The sequence below is a fragment of the Methylophaga thiooxydans DMS010 genome (genome assembly GCF_000156355.1).
Taxonomy (GTDB): Bacteria; Pseudomonadota; Gammaproteobacteria; order Nitrosococcales; family Methylophagaceae; genus Methylophaga; species Methylophaga thiooxydans.
Genome location: NZ_GG657892.1, coordinates 130,685 through 151,090, shown reverse-complemented (window position 1 = coordinate 151,090; position 20,406 = coordinate 130,685). Strand labels below are relative to the sequence as shown.

The 20,406-nt window shown below is 45.0% G+C and carries 17 protein-coding genes and 1 tRNA gene; 5 read left to right on the top strand and 13 right to left on the bottom strand.

All coding sequences use genetic code 11. The annotated features are described in order from the left end of the window. Nucleotides 1-261: 261 nt before the first annotated feature. The 5 genes from MDMS009_RS04765 (at nucleotide 262) to MDMS009_RS16695 (ending at nucleotide 5,947) form a co-directional block, all read left to right on the top strand. Nucleotides 262-486 (top strand): helix-turn-helix domain-containing protein, encoded by a 225-nt coding sequence (locus MDMS009_RS04765; protein WP_043887927.1) that lies wholly within the window; start codon nucleotides 262-264, stop codon nucleotides 484-486. Between the two features lie 106 nt (nucleotides 487-592). After that, the gene (locus MDMS009_RS04760) at nucleotides 593-1,048 is read left to right on the top strand and encodes an LAGLIDADG family homing endonuclease (RefSeq protein WP_154646974.1); all 456 of its coding nucleotides are present in this window, start codon (nucleotides 593-595) and stop codon (nucleotides 1,046-1,048) included. Then, nucleotides 1,018-2,214, top strand: a complete 1,197-nt coding sequence (locus MDMS009_RS04755; protein ID WP_154646973.1) for an AAA family ATPase — start codon at nucleotides 1,018-1,020, stop codon at nucleotides 2,212-2,214. The genes MDMS009_RS04760 and MDMS009_RS04755 overlap by 31 nt, the downstream gene beginning before the upstream one ends. 439 nt (nucleotides 2,215-2,653) lie before the next feature. Next, nucleotides 2,654-3,613, top strand: coding sequence for a site-specific integrase (locus tag MDMS009_RS04750; protein ID WP_008290579.1), 960 nt, complete (start codon nucleotides 2,654-2,656; stop codon nucleotides 3,611-3,613). A gap of 720 nt (nucleotides 3,614-4,333) precedes the next feature. Next, nucleotides 4,334-5,947, top strand: a complete 1,614-nt coding sequence (locus MDMS009_RS16695) for a recombinase family protein (protein ID WP_008290675.1) — start codon at nucleotides 4,334-4,336, stop codon at nucleotides 5,945-5,947. On the opposite strand, the gene MDMS009_RS04735 is transcribed toward MDMS009_RS16695, so the two are convergent. The 13 genes from MDMS009_RS04735 to rsfS form a co-directional block, all read right to left on the bottom strand. Beyond that, nucleotides 5,904-5,980, bottom strand: a tRNA-Met gene (locus tag MDMS009_RS04735). The two genes, MDMS009_RS16695 and MDMS009_RS04735, sit on opposite strands and share 44 nt — an antisense overlap. Nucleotides 5,981-6,033: 53 nt before the next feature. After that, nucleotides 6,034-7,440, bottom strand: a complete 1,407-nt coding sequence (gene ntrC, locus MDMS009_RS04730) for a nitrogen regulation protein NR(I) (protein WP_008290602.1) — start codon at nucleotides 7,438-7,440, stop codon at nucleotides 6,034-6,036. After that, nucleotides 7,430-8,503: a nitrogen regulation protein NR(II) gene (gene glnL, locus MDMS009_RS04725; protein WP_008290591.1), complete on the bottom strand. Its 1,074-nt coding sequence runs from the start codon at nucleotides 8,501-8,503 to the stop codon at nucleotides 7,430-7,432. Before glnL ends, ntrC begins: the two co-directional genes overlap by 11 nt. 183 nt (nucleotides 8,504-8,686) lie before the next feature. Then, nucleotides 8,687-9,241, bottom strand: a complete 555-nt coding sequence (locus MDMS009_RS04720) for a DUF4124 domain-containing protein (RefSeq protein ID WP_043887924.1) — start codon at nucleotides 9,239-9,241, stop codon at nucleotides 8,687-8,689. A gap of 100 nt (nucleotides 9,242-9,341) precedes the next feature. Beyond that, complete coding sequence (gene glnA, locus MDMS009_RS04715) at nucleotides 9,342-10,751, bottom strand: glutamate--ammonia ligase (protein ID WP_008290601.1); 1,410 nt, start codon at nucleotides 10,749-10,751, stop codon at nucleotides 9,342-9,344. A 178-nt stretch (nucleotides 10,752-10,929) separates the two neighbouring features. Next, nucleotides 10,930-11,157 carry a sulfurtransferase TusA family protein gene (locus MDMS009_RS04710; protein WP_008290633.1) on the bottom strand — a complete coding sequence of 76 codons (228 nt, stop codon included), beginning with the start codon at nucleotides 11,155-11,157 and terminating at the stop codon, nucleotides 10,930-10,932. Next, nucleotides 11,154-12,206, bottom strand: coding sequence for a tRNA (5-methylaminomethyl-2-thiouridylate)-methyltransferase (locus tag MDMS009_RS04705; RefSeq protein ID WP_008290562.1), 1,053 nt, complete (start codon nucleotides 12,204-12,206; stop codon nucleotides 11,154-11,156). Before MDMS009_RS04705 ends, MDMS009_RS04710 begins: the two co-directional genes overlap by 4 nt. A gap of 8 nt (nucleotides 12,207-12,214) precedes the next feature. Then, a complete protein-coding gene (gene tldD / locus MDMS009_RS04700) occupies nucleotides 12,215-13,657 on the bottom strand; it encodes a metalloprotease TldD (protein WP_008290665.1) in 1,443 nt (480 codons plus the stop codon). Between the two features lie 44 nt (nucleotides 13,658-13,701). Further along, a complete protein-coding gene (locus MDMS009_RS04695; protein WP_008290565.1) occupies nucleotides 13,702-17,496 on the bottom strand; it encodes a YhdP family protein in 3,795 nt (1,264 codons plus the stop codon). Nucleotides 17,497-17,500: 4 nt separating this feature from the next. After that, a complete protein-coding gene (rng, locus tag MDMS009_RS04690; RefSeq protein WP_008290637.1) occupies nucleotides 17,501-18,973 on the bottom strand; it encodes a ribonuclease G in 1,473 nt (490 codons plus the stop codon). Continuing rightward, nucleotides 18,970-19,551, bottom strand: a complete 582-nt coding sequence (locus MDMS009_RS04685; RefSeq protein ID WP_008290671.1) for a Maf family protein — start codon at nucleotides 19,549-19,551, stop codon at nucleotides 18,970-18,972. Before MDMS009_RS04685 ends, rng begins: the two co-directional genes overlap by 4 nt. Then, on the bottom strand, nucleotides 19,548-20,018 hold the full coding sequence (gene rlmH, locus MDMS009_RS04680) for a 23S rRNA (pseudouridine(1915)-N(3))-methyltransferase RlmH (RefSeq protein ID WP_008290536.1): 471 nt from the start codon (nucleotides 20,016-20,018) through the stop codon (nucleotides 19,548-19,550). The genes MDMS009_RS04685 and rlmH overlap by 4 nt, the downstream gene beginning before the upstream one ends. Beyond that, nucleotides 20,015-20,371, bottom strand: a complete 357-nt coding sequence (gene rsfS, locus MDMS009_RS04675; RefSeq protein WP_008290600.1) for a ribosome silencing factor — start codon at nucleotides 20,369-20,371, stop codon at nucleotides 20,015-20,017. Before rsfS ends, rlmH begins: the two co-directional genes overlap by 4 nt. Between the last annotated feature and the right edge of the window lie 35 nt (nucleotides 20,372-20,406).

The following is a 20,406-nucleotide window of genomic DNA, read 5'->3' as shown; positions in this document are numbered from 1 at the left end:
ATGCGGGTAATGGCAGCAATCAGGCATCATAAGCCTATAGTCCCCTCAATTAAAAACAGTCTGAGAACGTATCAAAGGATTGATAGACCTCTTTTTAACTCAGGCCGATCAGTGAGGCTAGCACCAAAAACAGCGACTAATCCAATGGAAGCAAGTGAGGCAGCTATAAATTTAAAAATAGACTATGTATCACTCATTTCTCAGCCGATATTGAGGTTCATGCTAGTCTATTACATTTTAATTAATTAGTAGATTATTGATATGCCCGTCACACCAGAAGAGTTGAAAAAATTGCGGAATGCACTTGGCCTAACACAGGAAGATGCGGCAAAAGTGGTACATGTAAGCAAGCGGACTTGGGTTAGTTGGGAAATAAAACAAGGCCTTGAAAATAATAGAAAAATGCCTGAAGGACTCATTGAGCTTTTTTGTTTAAAGAGCAACATAAAATATAAAACAGTTGACAATGAGATACACATAGTGTAACAACATACTCACCAAATCAATATTGATCCAACACGCCCCAAAGGTCTGTTGGTATTTTTTTGGCTTAACAGTTACACTTTGTGTAACATAATAAAAAGGAATCACTATGAACTCTGAAAATACTTTTAACTTAAATGTGCTTTTATCTCTCGCTTGGGCCGCTGGCTTTGTTGATGGCGACGGGTGTATTGGCATTGCAAAACAAAAGTACAAAGGTCGTGAGGGAGTTTGTCATCGCCTGAAGCTTTCGGTAGTACAAAACAATCGTGAAGTGCTTGAAGAGGTACAAACCATCCTTGGTGAGTCCAGTTTCATTGCCAAATTAAAAAGAGATAGCACCAGTAACCGGCAATCCTATGCATTGGTTTACGACATTACACACGCTCTATCTGCCATTAAGAAACTCAGACCATTCCTTCGTCGTAAGCAGTATGAAGCAGAAATTGTGGAAAAGATGTGGGATGAAGGAAAAATGGGACAACGTCCAGGCCCTAAAGGCTGGACTGCAGACATCTACGACATCCGTGAAAAATGGGCAAAGAAGCTCTCGAAACTGAAGTAAATGGCAGTACCTCCCTTTATCCGGGTGGATGGAGGGAGAATTTATTCAGCTTTGGAGTTCACATGACTAAAAAATCACTAAGAGACCTTATCGACGAAAACCTGGTGAAACCCGCTTTTACCGACCCATTTGATTATTCTGATCCAGACCTCTACGAGTCCGAGGATATTGATGACTTACCGCCAACGGGTACAGGTGTCTATATTTTCAAACATGATGATGTATTGAGTGCTATCAAAAGCGAGTTTCGCTCAAGCAGAAAAGACATTCTGAAAGCACTGTATAAAGAATCCAGCTGGAAGGGGTTTGCCACAATTGAAGATAGCTTACTTTCGAAGCTAGATGCGTTAGAAGGTCAGTTTGCTAACTTCAAAGACGTTATCGACTTATGCAAGCGCCATTTGCATCTATTTAGGTTGGAATCACCTGAAATCATTTGCTTGCCCCCAGTATTGCTAACGGGTCCGCCCGGGATTGGTAAAACACGGTTTATGTCAGAGCTTGCGAAAGTGCTTAGCACTGACTTTTTCTCGCTGGACTTTTCGACAATTAGTTCAGGATTTATCCTCAACGGTGGCAACTGCTCATGGAGTGATAGTAGTCCTGGGTTTATTAGCGAAAGCATCAGAAGAAGTCGTTATGCCAACCCCATCATTATGTTAGATGAAGTCGACAAGGTGATTGCAGCTTCACGATTTGATCCATTGGGCCCATTGTATGGTTTGCTCGAAACTCACACAGCCAGAAGCTATAAAGATGAATATTTAGACATCCCAATGAATCTCAGCAATGTGATATGGGTAGCAACCGCTAATGAGCCTGACCATATTCCTCCCCCGATTCGTTCACGAATGATTGAGATAAGAGTTCAAGCTCCTAGTGCCGCTCAATCCAGAGAGGTTGTCAAAGCTATTTATCAGGAATTGATTGATAGCCATCCTTGGGGCAAGCACTTTGCCAAAGAATTGGATGACTTGATAATTAATGCGTTTGCATCTTTAGCGCCAAGGCAAATGAAGCATGAACTCCTACATGCATTGGCCACTGCTGCCTCCAGATGCTTTTCAGAGCCTAGGCCTATCGTTGTTCGGCCTGAAGATGTTTGTATACAAAAAGATGAGCAACATCAAAATGCTGGCATTGGTTTTCTGGCGAACATTAGTTAGGGCGTCTACCTAATGCAAATAGCTTATATCAGTGATCTACATGACGTTAACTTAAAGTCGATAGATTTCACTGATGACACATTAACGTACCTGCTTACGTGTTCTAATGAAGATGCCTCTACCATGAGCTATTGCTGACTTCCTGATTACATACTTCCCCGATAAATATTTGTAGCATTAACGCTCATAAAAACGGGGAAGTATGTAGGGCGAGAGGGTTTATCCTCCGCCAGTAACGTTGCTGGCAACGGATACTGGTGAGCCCTGAAGTCAGCTGTACATGGAAGGCATCAGTAGGTTAAATGAAGATGACGAGTGTCATTGATAGTTCACTTTAATTTATAGGCAACTGGCTATTGAAACTGTGACATAAACGACAAAGCCATCTTTGCATTAAGGCTAATCTAGATACCAAGTTCACTAATACAAGGTATCCACTATGGAAGAGAAAACGAGAGAAGCCTATCTATCTCAAGCTAAGAATTTTATTAAGAGTCGACTTGGCACAACCAACCCACATGTCCAAGAACTCCATAAAGCATTAATCGATCATGCTCTTGACGATAACCCACCGGGTTATGGCTCATGGAATAAAAAAAGAAGAGCACTTGAGGTTTATTACCTTGAGCGAGGCATTATCGATGAAGCTAAGTTCATCAAGGCGACAAAATTTCCTGACGGCGCCCTTTATAAAAAACCTGGTTCCTCTATAAAAAAAGTCTCCAATGATGACTGTAACGCCTTACTGAAGGGCTGCATGTCTAAAAGAGTGCCTGACTTAAGCCTAGCCGGAGCCATCGCCGTGGTACGCATTACAGGGTGTCGTCCCTCTGAAATGATGTCGATTCAACTTCTCCCTGATAATGGCATCTACATAGAAGGATCGAAGCAAACTGAAGATGGTAAAAGAGGCATGGATAGACATCTTTATTTGGATGATGAAGTCTTCAAGGTTTTCTCTGTTGCCTTAAAACAGATGAAAAAGGAGCTCGATAAGCTTAAGCCTCACCAAACAGAAATGAATGCTGTTGGCATGTTACAAAAACGATTGGATGGGCTAAATAAAAAGCTTTTCCCAAGGCGGAAAAAACACATTACTTTTAAATCCTTTCGGCATCAACTGGGTAGTGATCTCAAAAGTAGCAGTCATGGCCGCATTTATAGTGCAGCAATACTAGGCCATCAAAGTGTCGACTCCATTAATGGATACGGGGACAGTCGAAGTGGCAAAGGTCGGATGCTACCCTGCCCTTCAAGAGCCACCATGAATAATGTTCGTATCAGAACAGTAAAAAATGCTGATTTCAAACAAGTACTTATTAGCAACTATGGCAGAAAACCTGACAAAGGACGTGTTCCAGCTAACACCAAAGCCAAGATCGGTGGTTCTACTGCGTAACTTTTATGAAAATTCGGGACTGAAAAACAGTCGCTTCGCTTTGTGTTTTTCCAAGCGAAGTGACGCCCCGGACACAAGAAAGTCATCGCATATTTTGCGCAAAATTGACTTTCCCTTGTTTCAGATAAAAAATTATATTTAATTGATTTTATTGAAATTAAAATTTCGTATATAAATTTTAGAGCATTTTTTATATCAAATTTTAAGTCGCTATTTGGATTTTACGATTTGTGATTTTGGTCACAAATTCAATGTGAGAAGCATGTAATTTTATTCTTGTTCCAGAGAATAAAAGGAGAACACATGTATTCACTTATTATCACGGTTAAAAGCATCAACGCTCTCTATACTAATGAAGAGCCTCTATTACTTAATCAGTATATTACTGATGTTGAAGTATCTCTAAGCCATGGGGAAAACTATCTAATCCCCTCTCTAATATGGCCGCCACCATCCATCAACACTAAACCTTATGCAGTTGGAACTCGGCTATTCATCAGTTCACGATTCGGAGTGAACTCATGAGTAGGTTGGAGCCATCACAAAAATTATGTGACTGCGTTGCGTGCTATGAAAAAAGAAAGTTTATCTCATGGCTGGATAGTAATTCTCTTTCATACAAATTATCGAAACACGACTGGCCTATTACTACTGAAAAAATAAAGAAAAGATACAAACGTGAAATATTGCTTGATTTGGTTCGAGTAATGGCATTACGGGATGCAAGAAAAGATCATGACAATGAAAAATAAACGAGCAGCAATATACGCCCGGTTTAGTTCTGACCGCCAGAACGATAAATCGTGCCGTGATCAGATTGATCTTGCCTCAATGTGGGCACAGCACAACGGCTTTGAAATTGTTAACAGTTATCAAGATGCCGCTATATCTGGTGCATCAACACATAATCGTCCAGCTCTTGCAAAATTGATGCGTGATGCGGAGCTAGGCAAATTTGATACAGTGATCTGTGAAGCGCTGGACAGGTTAAGCCGTGACCAAGCTGACCTTGCACAAATCCGTAAGACCCTAGCCTTTCACAATGTCACTATTCACACCGTTCAGGATGGTGAAGTCGGCACGATTCATATCGGAATTAAAGGTTTAATGGGCGAGCTTTACCTTGCAGACTTAGCTCAAAAAACAAAGCGAGGCTTACAAGCTGTCGTCAATGATGGTCGTCAGGCTGGCGGGAAATCATACGGGTATGACAGTATTGGTGGCGGCGAATTAGTCATCAATGAAAAGCAAGCGGTTGTTATTGAGCGTATCTTTAATGAATACAGTCATAACAAAACACCACGTGAAATTGCCAGAGACTTAAACGCTGACAATATTCCCTCGCCCCGGGGAGGTAAGTGGAACGCATCAACGATTAACGGTAGCAGACAGAGACAGAACGGTATTCTGCAGAACCATCTTTATATCGGTAAGACAGTCTGGAACCGGCAGCGCTTTATAAAAGACCCTAGCACCGGCAAGCGCGTGTCAAGAGCCAACCCACCCGAAGAATGGGTTTATCATGATGCACCAGACTTAAGAATTATTGAAGATGAATTATGGCATGCTGTGACCAATTTAAAAACCAGCAAAAGTCAAAGCCAGTATAAGCGTGCGCGTAAGCCTAAGCATGTGTTTAGTGGCATGATTAAATGTGGTTGTTGTGGTGCGAGTTACACCATATTCACAACCGATAGATTGATGTGTGCCGGTAATCGTGAGCGTGGAGACTGTGACAATAAGCGCACGATCACTCGTCAGCATATTGAAAAACGAGTCCTATCTGCATTGCATGCGCATTTAGCGGAGCCAGAGTTAATTGTTGAGTACGTCAAAGCCTACCAAGATGAAAGACGAAGACTGCAAAAGTCTGAGCGGGGCGATTTCCAGAAGAAAAAAAAACAAATTAATTCTCTGACCATAGAAATTGATCGGGGTGTGGATTTATTATTGAAGGGGTTGGCGCCGGATAGCTTGGCGCTAAAAATTAAACAAATGGAAGTGGAAAAGAAGCATCTAGAGGAAGAATTAGCGCAACAGCAACAACGGATCGAACCAGTAATCATTCACCCAGCAGCAGCCGAGAAATACAAAAACATCGTTGCGAGTCTGCAATCGCACATGGAGAATATCGAGGAAGGCCTATCGAGAGATGATATTTTTCGTGAGGTCAGGAAAATGGTCGATAAGATTGTGATAACCCCAACACCGGGCAATGTAGGTATTGAGGTGCACGGACAACTTGCCGCGCTCTTGAATATTCAGGATGACCCCATTTGTATGGGATCGATGGTAGCGGGGGCTGGATTTGAACCAACGACCTTCGGGTTATGAGCCCGACGAGCTACCAGGCTGCTCCACCCCGCACCTGATTAAGCTGTGCATTATACATAGCCACCTAGGGGCATGCAAGTGATAATCTAACTCTCTTTCAATTTACGTGTCAGCGTGTTTCTACCCCACCCTAAAAGCTTGGCTGCTTCTTGGCGCTTACCGGCTGTTTTTTCCAGTGCCACCTCCATCAACAGCTGCTCTATCAATGGCACGACATCAGCTAACACACCTTCCTGTCCTGACAATGCTTTGCTTGCCGCCCACTGACGAAATAACTGTTGCCAGTCGCTACCTTGCATAGCGCTGCCTTCAGCATTGTCTGCCGATAACTCGACCGGTAGGTCATCCATTTGCACTACTTGCCCTGGCGACATCACGGTTAGCCAACGACAGGTGTTTTCTAATTGACGCACATTACCCGGCCACGGCATTTGTGACAGATACATATCGACCTCAGGTGAAACTGTCTTGGTCGACATGTTTAATTCTTTGGCCGCCTTATTTAAAAAGTACCCAACCAAGGCTGGAATATCTTCTCTACGTTCACGCAGTGACGGGATGTGAATACGGATAACATTTAAGCGATGGAATAAATCTTCACGGAAATCGCCACGTTCAACCAGTTTTTCAAGGTTTTGGTGAGTAGCGGCAACGATACGAACATCGGCTTTGACACCACTATGTCCGCCTACACGGAAAAACTCACCGTCAGATAACACACGTAATAAACGTGTCTGTAATTCAATCGGCATATCGCCGATCTCATCTAAAAATAAGGTACCGCCATTTGCTTGTTCAAAACGACCTTTACGCTGCACATGGGCACCGGTAAAAGCGCCTTTTTCATGCCCAAAAAGCTCTGATTCCAATAATTCTTTTGGAATAGCGGCCATGTTTAATGCGATAAAAGGCTCTTGCCGCCTTGGGCTGTGTCTATGTAACGCTTGGGCGACGAGCTCTTTACCCGTGCCAGACTCACCATTTATCAGAACGGTAATATTGGAACGTGCCAATCTGCCAATCGCTCTAAATACTTCCTGCATTGCCGGCGCTTCACCGACAATTTCTGACCCTAGGTTAATATCTTCCGCCGGTCCTCTTTCCTGCTCCCGGCTATGAGTAATGGCGCGTTGAACCAGCTCTACGGCTTCATCAACATCAAATGGTTTGGGCAGGTATTCAAATGCACCACCTTCATAGACCGAGACGGCGCTATCGAGATCGGAATAAGCCGTCATGATGATCACGGGTAGTCCCGGATAACGCTCCTTAATTTCCGATAACAACTGTAAGCCATCAATACCAGGCATTCTGATATCACTAATCAACACATCAGGCGCATCTTCACGCCCTTGTTTCAATTCGTGTAGTACTACATCGGCTGTTTCAAAAGCCCTGACGGTAATGTCTACAGCTTCCAATGCTTTTTGTAATACCCATCTGATGGATCTATCATCATCGACAATCCAAGCTATCGCTTTGCTAGCGTTCACGTCCTAACTCCAAAGGAAATGTTACGGAAAAAATCGTCTGTCCCGGCTGGCTATTACAGGTCACTGTGCCATCGTTGCGCTGAACCAGGTTTTGCACCAGGTAAAGCCCAAGCCCAGTACCATCAGCACGTCCTGTGACCAGTGGATAAAACAGACTATCTTGTAATGTTTTTGGTATACCTGGACCGTTATCTTCAATTTCGACTAACAATCCCAGACGGTAATAGTGTTGCTCTATTGTCAGATTGCGTTGAATCCGTGTGCGCAAGGTAATCAAACCGACCCCGTGCATTGCTTGTACAGCATTACGCACGATATTAAGAAAAATCTGTATCAGTTGATCAAAATCGGCATACAACTCTGGGATGCTCGGGTCATAATCAATCTTAAACTTCAACCTTTCATCAACCTCAATATCAACCAACTGCCGGACATGTTGCAGTACTTCATGAATATTAGTGTCTTTCTTCTCAGGATGTTGGTTGGGCCCCAACATCCTATTCATCAGATTCTGTAGCCTATCTGCTTCGGTGATAATGATCCGGGTGTATTCTTTCAAGTCTTCTGAATCAAGCTGTCTTTCTAATAGCTGTGCCGCACCGCGTAAGCCACCTAACGGGTTCTTAATTTCATGAGCTAGACCTCGTACTACCTGCTGCTGCGTATGCAGGTTTTCGTCACGATTGATGCGTTGCTGATAGTCAAGTTGTGACAACTCTAAAATCACATAAGCCTGATCGATATCCAGCACTTTCATTGAGCAATCGACCAGAATCTCGCCACTTGCCGGTAGAAACAAATGCACTTCTCGTTCAATCAAAGCTTGCCCTGTCGTAACCACACGCTTTAAAGAGCTGAACAGCCGACTTTCACCGGGTAACAAATTTTGTAGAGGAATATGTTCAGCCTGGCGCTGGCTGATTTCAAACAAGATTTCGGTCGCGGTGTTGATATAACAAACACGCAAGGATGTATCTAAAACCAGAACTGCTGTGGTCAGGTTTCCTAACACATCATTGCTGGCAATGGCATCCTGATTCATTGTGTTGATACTCATATACATGCTCAGCAGTTAGCAAAAAACGCTCCAGAAATGCGCGTTTTGTGACTATTCGCCGGTAAGCTATTGATTGGTAGGCAAAGACAGTGCTTAAAAGAAATCAAACAATCCGTATTTGCCCTGCTCAGCGCTCAATATAGCATCCATAAGACAAGTATGCGCACCAGTTTAGTGCATCACTTGAATTTAAGGAGCAGGGTTGGCTTGTTTCTTGTTCAGGATGGAAGTGCGATGTAGGTGAAAGGTCACTGAGCTACTGTTCGTTAAGACTGTACCTGTACTATCAACAACCATTGCAGATAGAGTATGTGTACCTCGGCTGAGGTTATTAAACTGAAAACTTGTCTCAGACTGAGCCGGTCCAACTTGCGTGCCATCCAGCTCGACAAGGATCTGGTCACCACGTTCAGTGTCGAGCTCAGGTTCGACAATCATTGTCACAGAGACGTTACCATTGTTAACCCAAATACTCTCATCATCAGCCGGTGTAATAATCCTCAATTGATAGCTCGGTATTTCCGGTGAATTAAGCTCTGTCGTGTTTTCTTCGTCAGGGGAAAGTTTCAGGCTATCTGTTTCCTCGACTGGTGTATATACCGTTGAAGCTGGGAGATCCACCGTTTCTGCATCAGCATGTGGCTCATCGGAATAAACCACATTGCCATCAGAATCCACCCAGCGATATATCTCCGCATAAGCTGGAAGCAGAAAAGCAAGTAAAAGCAAGCATATAAACTTCATAGATGAAGCATAGGCCAGTCACTCCCTATGCGCAACTCTCAGCCATAAAAAAAGCGCCCCGTAGGGCGCCTTTTTGTTTTCCTATCACAAACTTGTCGAATTAGACGCTGTAATACAGGTCGAATTCTGCTGGATGTGTTTCCATACGCAGACGTGTGACTTCTTCCATCTTCAACTCGATGAAACCATCAATCATGTCATCAGTAAAGACACCACCGGCTGTTAGGAATTCGCGATCGTTATCCAATGCATCCAAAGCTTGATCTAATGAATGACAAACCTGTGGGATTGATTTCGCTTCTTCAGCAGGCAAATCATACAGGTCTTTATCCATTGCATCACCAGGATGGATTTTGTTTTTAATACCATCAAGGCCAGCCATCAACAATGCAGAGAACGCCAAATATGGGTTCGCTGTTGAATCAGGGAAACGCACTTCGATACGACGACCTTTTGGATTGTTAACAAAAGGAATACGGATAGAAGCACTACGGTTACGCGCTGAATAAGCCAACATAATTGGCGCTTCAAAGCCTGGAACCAAACGCTTGTAACTGTTTGTTGATGAGTTAGTGAATGCGTTTAATGCTTGCGCATGCTTGATAACACCACCGATGTAGAACAACGCTGTTTCAGACAAACCGCCGTATTTGTTACCAGAAAACAAGTTTTCGCCATCTTTAGACAATGACATGTGAACGTGCATACCGTTACCGTTATCACCTACCAAAGGTTTAGGCATAAACGTCGCAGTTTTACCGTACGCATGAGCAACGTTATGAATAACGTATTTCAGCTGTTGAACTTCGTCCGCTTTCTTCACCAATGTGTTGAATTTAGAGCCAATTTCACACTGCCCCATGGTTGCAACTTCATGGTGATGTACCTCTGTTACCTGACCCATTTCTTCTAGCGTCAGACACATTGCACTACGAACATCTTGCAAAGAGTCAACCGGAGGCACTGGGAAGTAACCACCTTTCACACCCGGGCGGTGGCCTTTGTTGCCATCTGGGAAGACTTTTTCTGTATTCCAAGAAGATTCATCAGAATCAACTTTATAGAAAGAACCTGAGATATTGCTGCCCCAACGAACATCATCCAAAACGAAAAATTCGTTTTCAGGACCAAAGAACGCAGTATCAGCCACACCAGTTGATTTCATGTAAGCTTCAGCACGGTGTGCAACAGAACGTGGGTCACGTTCGTAACCTTGCATTGTTGCTGGCTCAACAACGTCGCATGTGATGATCATTGTTGTGTCATCCATGAACGGATCCAGAACAGCAGTCTCAGGGTCTGGCATCAAAATCATGTCTGATTCGTTGATACCTTTCCAGCCTGCAACAGATGAACCATCAAACATAGCGCCTTCGGTGAAGCTATCTTCATCAATGGAATGTGCAGGGTAAGAAACATGTTGTTCTTTACCACGCGAATCGGTAAAACGGAAGTCAACAAATTTGACGTCCTCGTCTTTAATCATCTGAAGCACTTTTTCAACGGACATTTAACTTCTCCAATTTATATAAACTGCACTTAACTCAGTGCACAAAAAACACGCGACATATTACAGCAGAAATCACGCCAACTTTTACAATACAGCTAAATCAAGCGTTTAGATGCACCCTCAGTGTGCAGAAGCACCACTATAGTGCAGCAATATTGTTCAATGCACCACTCTAGTGCTATGCACCAACTCGAACCGAAATGGTGATTTCGTCGTCGGTCTGGACTGTATTTATAATCTCATGGCCGTTGATTCTCGCCCATGCCGGAATATCATTCAATGCACCGGGGTCTGTACAAATTACATCAATCACATCACCTGCATGCATCATTGCCACTTTGTTCTGAGTTTTAATGACAGGCATAGGGCATAACATTCTGCGTGCATCCAGTTGTTCATGACTCATACATACCACTCCTGTAATACATCGTCTGCTGCCAGTGGTGTGGTTTTAATTTGTTGATGCCCCTGCTCTGGAATATTAATATCCAATTCCACTTCATCAGCGTTACGACCTTGACCAAAGCGCGCAACAATGCCTGCCGCAAGCGCATAGTGTTCTTCATTGAAATTGCCGTCGACTAGCGCCATAGGACCACTATGGCTGAGCGCATAAATACTAGGGAATTGTTTACGGTAGCCTTCTAGAAATTTACTTTCACCAGCATCACGCGCAATGATCAATTTAAAGCCGGAGTCAGGTCGAATATGACGTCCTACTTTGAGTAGCATGATGTCGTCCATTTCATATTCGCGACTATTGCGAGCTTTCCACAGATCAACCAGCTTGTCGGAGTAGTTTTTATCAGTCAGGAAGCAGCAGCCACCTGCTGGCGTCGCAAAGTCATTCAAACCAAATGATTTAGCTAATGCAATCTGTGGTTTGCGATTACGGCCGCTAAAGTCATAAAGCTTTTCGCGGTCTACCCAGCCTTCACGCTCAGGCAATGTTTCCGGTAAGTTCTTGGCACACAAAGGTCGCAATAATAAGTCATCAGCGCCCGACTCTTCCGAAATAATCGGCATCGTTTTTTTACGCTGCGACATAGGTCGCTGACCAATGACTTCCCCTGTAACAATGAAGTCAAAGCCGTCCTGGTGATGCTCTTTCACCCACTCAACGGCCTTACCAACCATAAAGATTTTGCAATCCAGACAGGGGTTCATATTGGCACCATAACCATGCTTGGGATTAAGCAATACATCTTTGTATTCCTCAATCACATCCACGATATGTAATTTGATGTCGAGTTGCTCAGCCACCCATAAGGCGTTATTACGCTTTTGCTTATCTTTATCGTGATTACGAATAGCATGCGTGTGACCTTCTACACAAAAACCGGTATAAAAGTTAATCCCTTCAACTTCGATACCTTGTTCCTGTAGCACGCGCACTGCCAGCATTGAATCTAAGCCGCCTGAAATCAGTGCGACTGCTTTGTGTTGTCTTGCCATGTTCTTTGTTACGCTGTTCCGCCTACGGTTAATGCATCGACTTTCAAGGTTGGCTGGCCTACGCCGACAGGCACACTTTGGCCTTCTTTACCGCAGTTACCAACGCCTGTGTCGAGCTCCAAATCATCTGCCACCATGGAAATACGTTGCATCACTTCCGGACCGTTGCCGATAAGTGTTGCCCCTTTCACTGGCTGGGTGATTTTGCCGTTCTCAATCAGGTAGGCTTCGCTGGTTGAGAAAACAAACTTCCCGGAAGTAATATCCACTTGTCCACCGCCAAAATTGACGGCGTAAATACCTTTATCTACCGAGGCAATAATTTCTTCTGCTTTATGCTCGCCTGGCAACATGTAAGTGTTCGTCATTCTAGGCATCGGCAGGTGCGCGTAGGATTCTCGGCGACCATTTCCCGTGCTTTTGGTCCCCATCAAACGCGCATTATGCTTGTCCTGCATATAGCCGGTGAGCTTGCCTTTTTCGATGAGTGTTGTGAATTGTGCTTTTTCACCTTCATCATCGACATTTAAGGATCCACGTCTGAATTCCAGGGTGCCATCATCAACCACGGTACAAAGCGGTGACGCGACCTGCTGCCCCATCATGCCAGAGAATGTGGAGGTACCACGGCGATTAAAGTCACCTTCAAGACCATGTCCAACTGCTTCGTGCAACAATACGCCGGGCCAACCATTGCCTAATACTACGGGCATAGTGCCTGCTGGTGCTGCCACAGCTTCAAGATTAACCAATGCTAATCGTACTGCTTCACGCGCATAGCTAACAGCCAAGTTATTATCCTGAAAATAGCGGTAATCCATACGTCTACCACCACCGGCGCTACCTCGCTCACGACGCCCATTGGACTCAACGATAACACTCACATTCATTCTGACTAATGGTCGGATATCAGTGGCGTAGGTGCCGTCACTGGCGGCAATCAATACGGTATCGATTCCACCGGCAAGACTGACATTTACCTGTTTTACCCTCGGATCGGCAATTCTCGCTGCAGCATCCGCTTCACGTAATAAAGCGAGTTTTTCTTCCACAGTTAAAACGAGAATCGGATCGTGATGTGAGTACAAAACAGGGCTGGTATTTTTTTGCCAAACCGCACATTGTTGCTCTTTACCTTGATGCGAAATGGCTTGTGCCGCTTTAGCTGCTTTCTGTAAGGCAGGCAGGATTAAATCATCAGAGTAGGCAAACCCGGTCTTTTCACCACTACAGGCGCGAACTCCTACGCCTTGCTCTAAATGATAACCACCATCTTTAATGATGCCATCTTCCAGAACCCAGCTTTCCTGACGTGACTGTTGAAAATATAGATCGGCATAATCAACGCCACGCGTCATGGTCATTGATAGCGCCGTCTCAAGGTCAGTATCACTGAGGCCCGCTGGAGCTAAAAGCTGTTGTTGAACTTGTTCGGAGATTGATGCGTTCATCAAGAAAATTCTGTTACGTCAAAGGGGGGTAATGATAACAGATTCTAGTTTGTCGCTGGATTGAGAATATTCAATTTAGGATTATCCCAAGGCCCTGTCAGCTGATAGCTATAAGAAATCAAGTTAACGATTTCTCGATCAAACAAGGTGCCGGCTAATTTATCAACAATTAAAATGGCGGTGCCGACCCCCAAGCCCACAGGGCCACCTGCTACGGCGCCAGCTAACGGCAAGGTAGAAGATACTTTGGGCGTGACTTTAACAACCTGATTATAGGTTTTGTTAATCATATCCACCGGCCCCATCACTTCAATGATTGCTGAGTCGCCCTGCATAGTAAGGTTATCAGTTCTGGCAATACCATTGGCAAAATCAAACGTGCCGTTAATTGCACTAAAATCAAAGCCTTTGCCAAATAAATCACTAAAGTCTAATGACAAGCGGCGTGGGATGGCCGCAATACTGAGTAAACCAAAAATACGACCCGCAGCACCTGGCTCAACATCAATCAAACTACCCCGACCTACGGTTAAATCTAATTCGCCATTTAGCGTTTGTCGCGAAAAGGCCACAGGATCGCCGGACCAGTTTAACTTCGCAATCAACTGAACCTGCTGTGCTTCAACCACTTGCTGGTAGTTGTAATAGGCCAGTAGTGCTTTTAAATCATCACTGGACACCACAATATCAAACTGACTGCGATCTGCCGTATCAGTTTTTAACCAAGAACCCGTGGCTGACGCATTCATCACATCTGACTTCAAGCTTGCAGATTCTAATTGCCAATCAGTCTGCGTTTGTTTTGCGCTCAGACTAAGGTGGCCAAGCCGCATACCATCGAGTTCAAGATCAGTCACCTCCAAACGCATACTCGGCCATAAATTGCGTGAAGTAAGACTAGTACCCTGCTCGGGCTTATTTTCTGGCAAATTTAATTTCAGGTACGCCAAATCAATATCAAGTGGTTGGCTTGCCGTTACCTCTTGCGGAACACCGATCTGACCTTTGATTTGAGGTGAGTCCAAAACAAGTTGCCAATGTCCGCTCGTTTGCGTTGCCTCAACGTTTACATCGTTAATCGTCTGCTGGCCGATGTGTACTTTATCCAGCGACACATTAAGACCGTCAATTGTCATCGCCGTCTCTGTTTGTTTTTGTGAACGATTAGCCTGCCAAGCCAACCATTTATCTAAATCCAGCTCCGGCAAATTTCCTGCGATCGTCACCCCTTGGCTTGCATGCTGCGCTCGCTCGCCCCCTAACATCAACTGACCACTCATTCCTGATTCATTGATGCTCAACGCCGTATTTAACCAACTATCAAAATCAACGCGATAGACCATCTTCCCTGTCGCATTTTCAGAAATAGATATCAGTAACTTTTTGGCTTGTTCAGCAGTTTTAGTCAACGGCTCAGGTGCATCGATGCTGATACCTTGAAGATCTGACTGAATATCAACGCCCACATCAAACAGGCCTTCTTCAGGCTCACGAATTCGGATGGTCGTGAGGTAATCCGTCTCACCCGAAATAAAAGTCGGGATGGAGCCAGGCCAAACCTCATTTAGTTTGCTTGTGGCCGTTTTACCGTTGACCTTAATCAAGGTTTGGCCTTGCTCGGGTTCAACGTTGGCTACAACTGGTTCATCAAACACGCGTGCGTTAATCTTTTCGGCAGTAACGCCATCATTGTTGAATTTGAGCTGACCGTTGATATTGTTGATTTCGAGCGCCGGCACTGCACTGGTAGTGAGCTTACTTTCAGCAAACGTCACATGACCTTCTGCTTCTGTAGCAGCAGTATTAATCAATGGCACCATAAGTTGTAATTGAATATCACTATTGCCCTCAACCTTGATCCAGTCAGCAATACTGCCAAAACGGTCCTTTAACGGGCTGTTTTGTAAAAAGCGCAATGCTTGTGGAGTGGTGCCATTCATCAAGCCGTTCAAACGAAGAATAGGATTAGAAAGAATCCAGTTTGAAATCGAAGTGGTGACATTATCAAAAGCAAAACCGGCAATTTGGCCAGACTGACTTTTGATAATGAGATTATCACCTTGCACACTAATGTCGGCATCCACCTGGCTAATATCGGGCCAGTCCGGCGCATAGTGCAATTGGGCGTTTTCTACTTGTAGCGCCAGGTCAAAAGTGCCTTGCTCCGATTCAGCATCAAATGGAAAAGCTTCGAGGTCACCTTTCAGTTTCATTTGCCCTGTGCGTATCACCCCATCTTTAAAAGCCTCATTTGCCCAGCGTTTGAAATCGTCTGGCAAGACCTTTTGTGGGACATACTTTTTCCATCGATTGACGATGACATCTTGCATATCAAGTGTCAGATCACTATCGCTTATACCGTCTTGATGATTAATCCTGCCGTCAAGCTGCAGATGTAAATCTTCATTCCAAACCTGAAGTTCATCAGCTACGGCATGCCAATTACCGTCTCGCTGCTGCCAACTCAGCTTGCCAATCAGAGAATCGAAATAGACCGCATCTTCTAACCAGCTATCAGCATAAAGGGTTGTGTCATGACTGGTCAGCGTTAATGCTGCCTGTTCGGGCTGCCAGTCCAGTTCAAATCCGAGCCCAGTCACGCCGGGATAGTTTTGCCAGGGCAACATGACAATCTCTTGTGCTTTAAACTGTATTGATTGCAGCCCCGTTTCGAGCTGATAACTCAACGACAGATCATGAATATCGCCGGCAGGTTGCGTGGTCAGTAACGGAGCTGGCATGTTATCCATTAACAATGCCAAGCTGCTAATGTCACTTAAACGTAAATAATTGCTCTGGGCTCTGAGCACATTGTCTGCTGACTGAGTCACCTCAAAGGAGGTTAAGGGCCAAGCGTGATCGGCAACTTGTAGTTGTAAACCTTCGCTTTGTAACTGCCATGTTTGGCCCTGCGTTTGCCACTTTAATCGGCCTTGTAAACCATTCACCTCAAGTTTTTCATCTGTTTTATCAGATAAGAGCATCAGGTCGTTTACAGCCAGATTCACGTCGGCCGAAAGCTCGCCTGTTGTCTTCTGCTCAGCTTGAATCACAAGTGAAGCTATGCCCGACGTAATCAAGGCACCGTTCAAAGACTGCTCTGCAAGTATTGGCGCAAGCGATACATCATCACTCAATAGCTTGCCCTGCCACGCCTTGAGGGTGTAATCAGAGTGAATTTCTGCTGTGCCGCTGAAGTTAACTGTATTGCCAAGATGGGCTGGTAATTGAAGTGAAGCTTGTGTTTGCCAATAATTATCTGAGAAAGCAACATTGGCCTGTTGAAGGTGATAACGACCAGCGATTGTCGGACGCTGCTGGTCAGAATAATCAATACTGATATCTGCAAGTTCCAGTTGCTTGAGCCAACTCAACCAGCGTAAGGCGTCTGGTAGTGTGGTCGCTGATACCCGACGCTCGCCAGATTCCAAGCCGGTTAATCGCAATTGTCCTGCATTGTCTCGTGCAACTGATAAGTCGACACCGTTGATACTGGCATCAGCTACCACAGGCTCTCTCTGCTCAATACTGGCAAGAATATCGAGGCTAAGATAGATCTGTTCAGCGGTAACAACAGCAGTGTTACTGGTCTTTTGCAATAAAACGGCTTGACGTACTTCCAGCTTGGGAATCAAATCAAACCAATACAGCCCTGCCGACTCAATGGTAATGGGATAACCCGTTTTGTCGCTAGCCCAGGCAGCAATTTCGTCCTTACGTTTGGCCACTTCATCTGACAGCCATACCGCCCCCATCACCCCCAACAGACTGAGGACAATGCCAACAACAATCAAATAAAACAGCTGTCGGCTGGCGATATGCAGGCTGCGTAATAACATCGTGCTACATCAACACCACGTTAAACTGTTCGCGACCATACTGCATTTCGCATTGAAACAAGATAGGTTTACCAATCATTTGCTCCAACTCAGCCACTTTGGTCGAATCCTCATCATTCAGTCTATCGATAATATCTTGCGAAGCTAAAATCAGAAATTGTTTGGTTTCATATTGTTTCGCTTCACGCATGATTTCACGGAAAATCTCGTAGCACACGGTTTCGACATTTTTGGTATAGCCTTTTCCTTCACAACATGGGCAAGGCTCGCACAAGATATGACCTAAACTTTCCCGTGTTCGTTTACGCGTCATTTCCACCAGACCCAACTCTGATACAGCACTGATGTTATGACGAGCTCTGTCGAAAACCATCGCTTTTTCTAATGCCCGCAAGACCTGCTCACGATGACCGATTTCTTCCATATCAATGAAGTCGATAATAATAATGCCACCAAGGTTTCTAACCCTGAGCTGTCGAGCTATGGCGTGTGCTGCTTCAAGATTGGTTTTGAATATGGTTTCTTCGAGGTTTTTATGACCAACGAAGCCACCTGTATTGATATCGATCGTGGTCATGGCCTCAGTCTGATCGAAAATCAAATAACCACCCGACTTCAATGGCACTTTCCGCTCTAAGGCCTTTTGAATTTCATCTTCAACGCCGAATAGATCAAACAACGGTAAGTCACCGGTATAATGCTCTAAGCGCGCGGCGCACTCGGGCATGAAGCCTTCGGCAAAATGCACCGCTTTCTCGAAGGTGTCTTCAGCATCAATACGAATACGCTCAATATCTGCTGAGAACAAATCACGTAATGCACGCATCGCTAATGGTAGATCTTCATGCAAGGGTTCACCGCATTTGACCACTTGGTTGCGCTCTTGCAGCTTAGCCCAAAGTCGATACAAAAACTTAAGATCGGCCTCTAGCTCCGCTTCGGTAACGCCTTCTGCCGCCGTCCTCAGAATATAGCCACCGGTGCCCGCTTCTAGCAAACTGACCAAGGCACTTTTCAAGCGGTCACGCTCTTCTTCGGTTTCAATTTTAAGGGAAACGCCAATGCCTTCTGTCTCTGGCATATAGACCAGATAACGTGACGACACTGATAATTGTGTGGTGAGTCTGGCCCCTTTGGTGCCCATGGGGTCTTTAATTACCTGCACCAAAATTTCCTGACCTTCCCGAAGCAGGCTGCTAATGGTGGGTTCAACATTTGGCGCTTCTTTTAAGTCACCGGTTTGCCCTTTAGGAATCGAGATATCTGAGACATGCAAAAACGCCGCACGGGCCAGACCAATCTCAACAAATGCCGCTTGCATACCCGGTAAAACCCGGCACACCTTACCTTTGTAGATATTACCAACTAGGCCGCGGTATTCGTTTCGCTCAATGAAAACCTCCTGTAAGACACCGTTATCCACCACGGCGGCTCGGGTTTCACTTGGAGTGACGTTGATTAATATTTCGCTGCTCACGCGTTGCTTTCCATTTGCATTAAGAGTTGTCCTGTTTCCCTGATGGGCAGTCCCATAATTCCCGAATAACTGCCTTGTATCGACTCGATAAATAAGGCGGCTAATCCCTGAACGGCATAACTACCCGCTTTATCCTGACCTTCACCTGTTTGCAGGTACCAATCGATATCCGCATCACTCAATTCGCAAAAATGAACTGAATTCGCTGATATCTGACACAAAGTCTGCTGATTGGTTGCCAAGGCAACGGCTGTCAGCACTTGATGAGTTTGTCCTGATAACTGTTTTAACATACGACGAGCATCAGCGTCATCGACCGGTTTACCAAAAATGGCATTATTCAGCACAACTGAAGTATCAGCTGCCAACACGGGTTTCAGATCGGCTTCCAGCAACAAGGCTTTACCGGCTTGTGCTTTTTCGATCGCTATTCGTCTGACGTAATCTAGAGGGAGTTCACCGGCATGTGAAGTTTCATCAATATCGGGGTTTATGACCGCAAAATCGACGGCTATCTGCTGCAGAAGTTCGCGGCGTCTTGGCGAGCGAGACGCAAGGTAAATAGAAGGAAATATCATGAGCGATGGTATGGGTGGTTTTGTAAAATCGTCCAAGCACGATAAAGCTGCTCCGCCAACACAATTCTCACCAGCGGATGCGGTAAGGTCAATGCCGACAAGGACCATTTCTGACTAGCACGCTGCAGGCAGCTATTATCGAGGCCGTCCGGGCCGCCAACCATTAAAGACACATCGCGACCGTCGCTGAGCCAGTTTTGCATTTGCTCCGAAAGTTGCTCTGTACTCCAGTTTTTACCATCGACTTCTAACGCCACGACATGATGGTTATCAGGAATAGCCATCAGAATCCGACTGGCTTCATCTTTTTTCCATTGTTCGGGCTGTGCTGTTTTACCCCGCTTTGCGGCAGGAATTTCCACTAGTTGCAACTGGCATTCACGTGGCAGCCGTTTACTGTATTCATCAAAGCCTTGTGTTACCCAGGCCGGCATTTTAGTGCCGACGGCGACAAGGTTTATTTTCATTCCTTGTCTGCCGATACCTGCTCGCTTGTTTCGGGCACACTCCACAGTTTTTCCAGATTATAAGTTAGGCGGGTTTGTGGCGTCATAATGTGGGTTATCACATCGCCTAGATCCACCAGCGCCCAATCCCCAACACTTTCGCCTTCAACGCCCAGCGGTTGGATGCCGGCCGCTTTAGCCTGCATAACGACTTCATTTGCCAACGCTTTGACCTGGCGACTGGATTTACCTGTTGCAATAATCATGATGTCAGTTACATCTGTCATTTCAGTGACATCCAAAATCTGAATGTCTTCCGCCTTGATATCTTCAAGTGCGTCTATGACCAATAATTTGAGTTTTTCAGCCTGCATTGGGCTCTCCGTTCAAGGTAGTTATTTATAGTGTA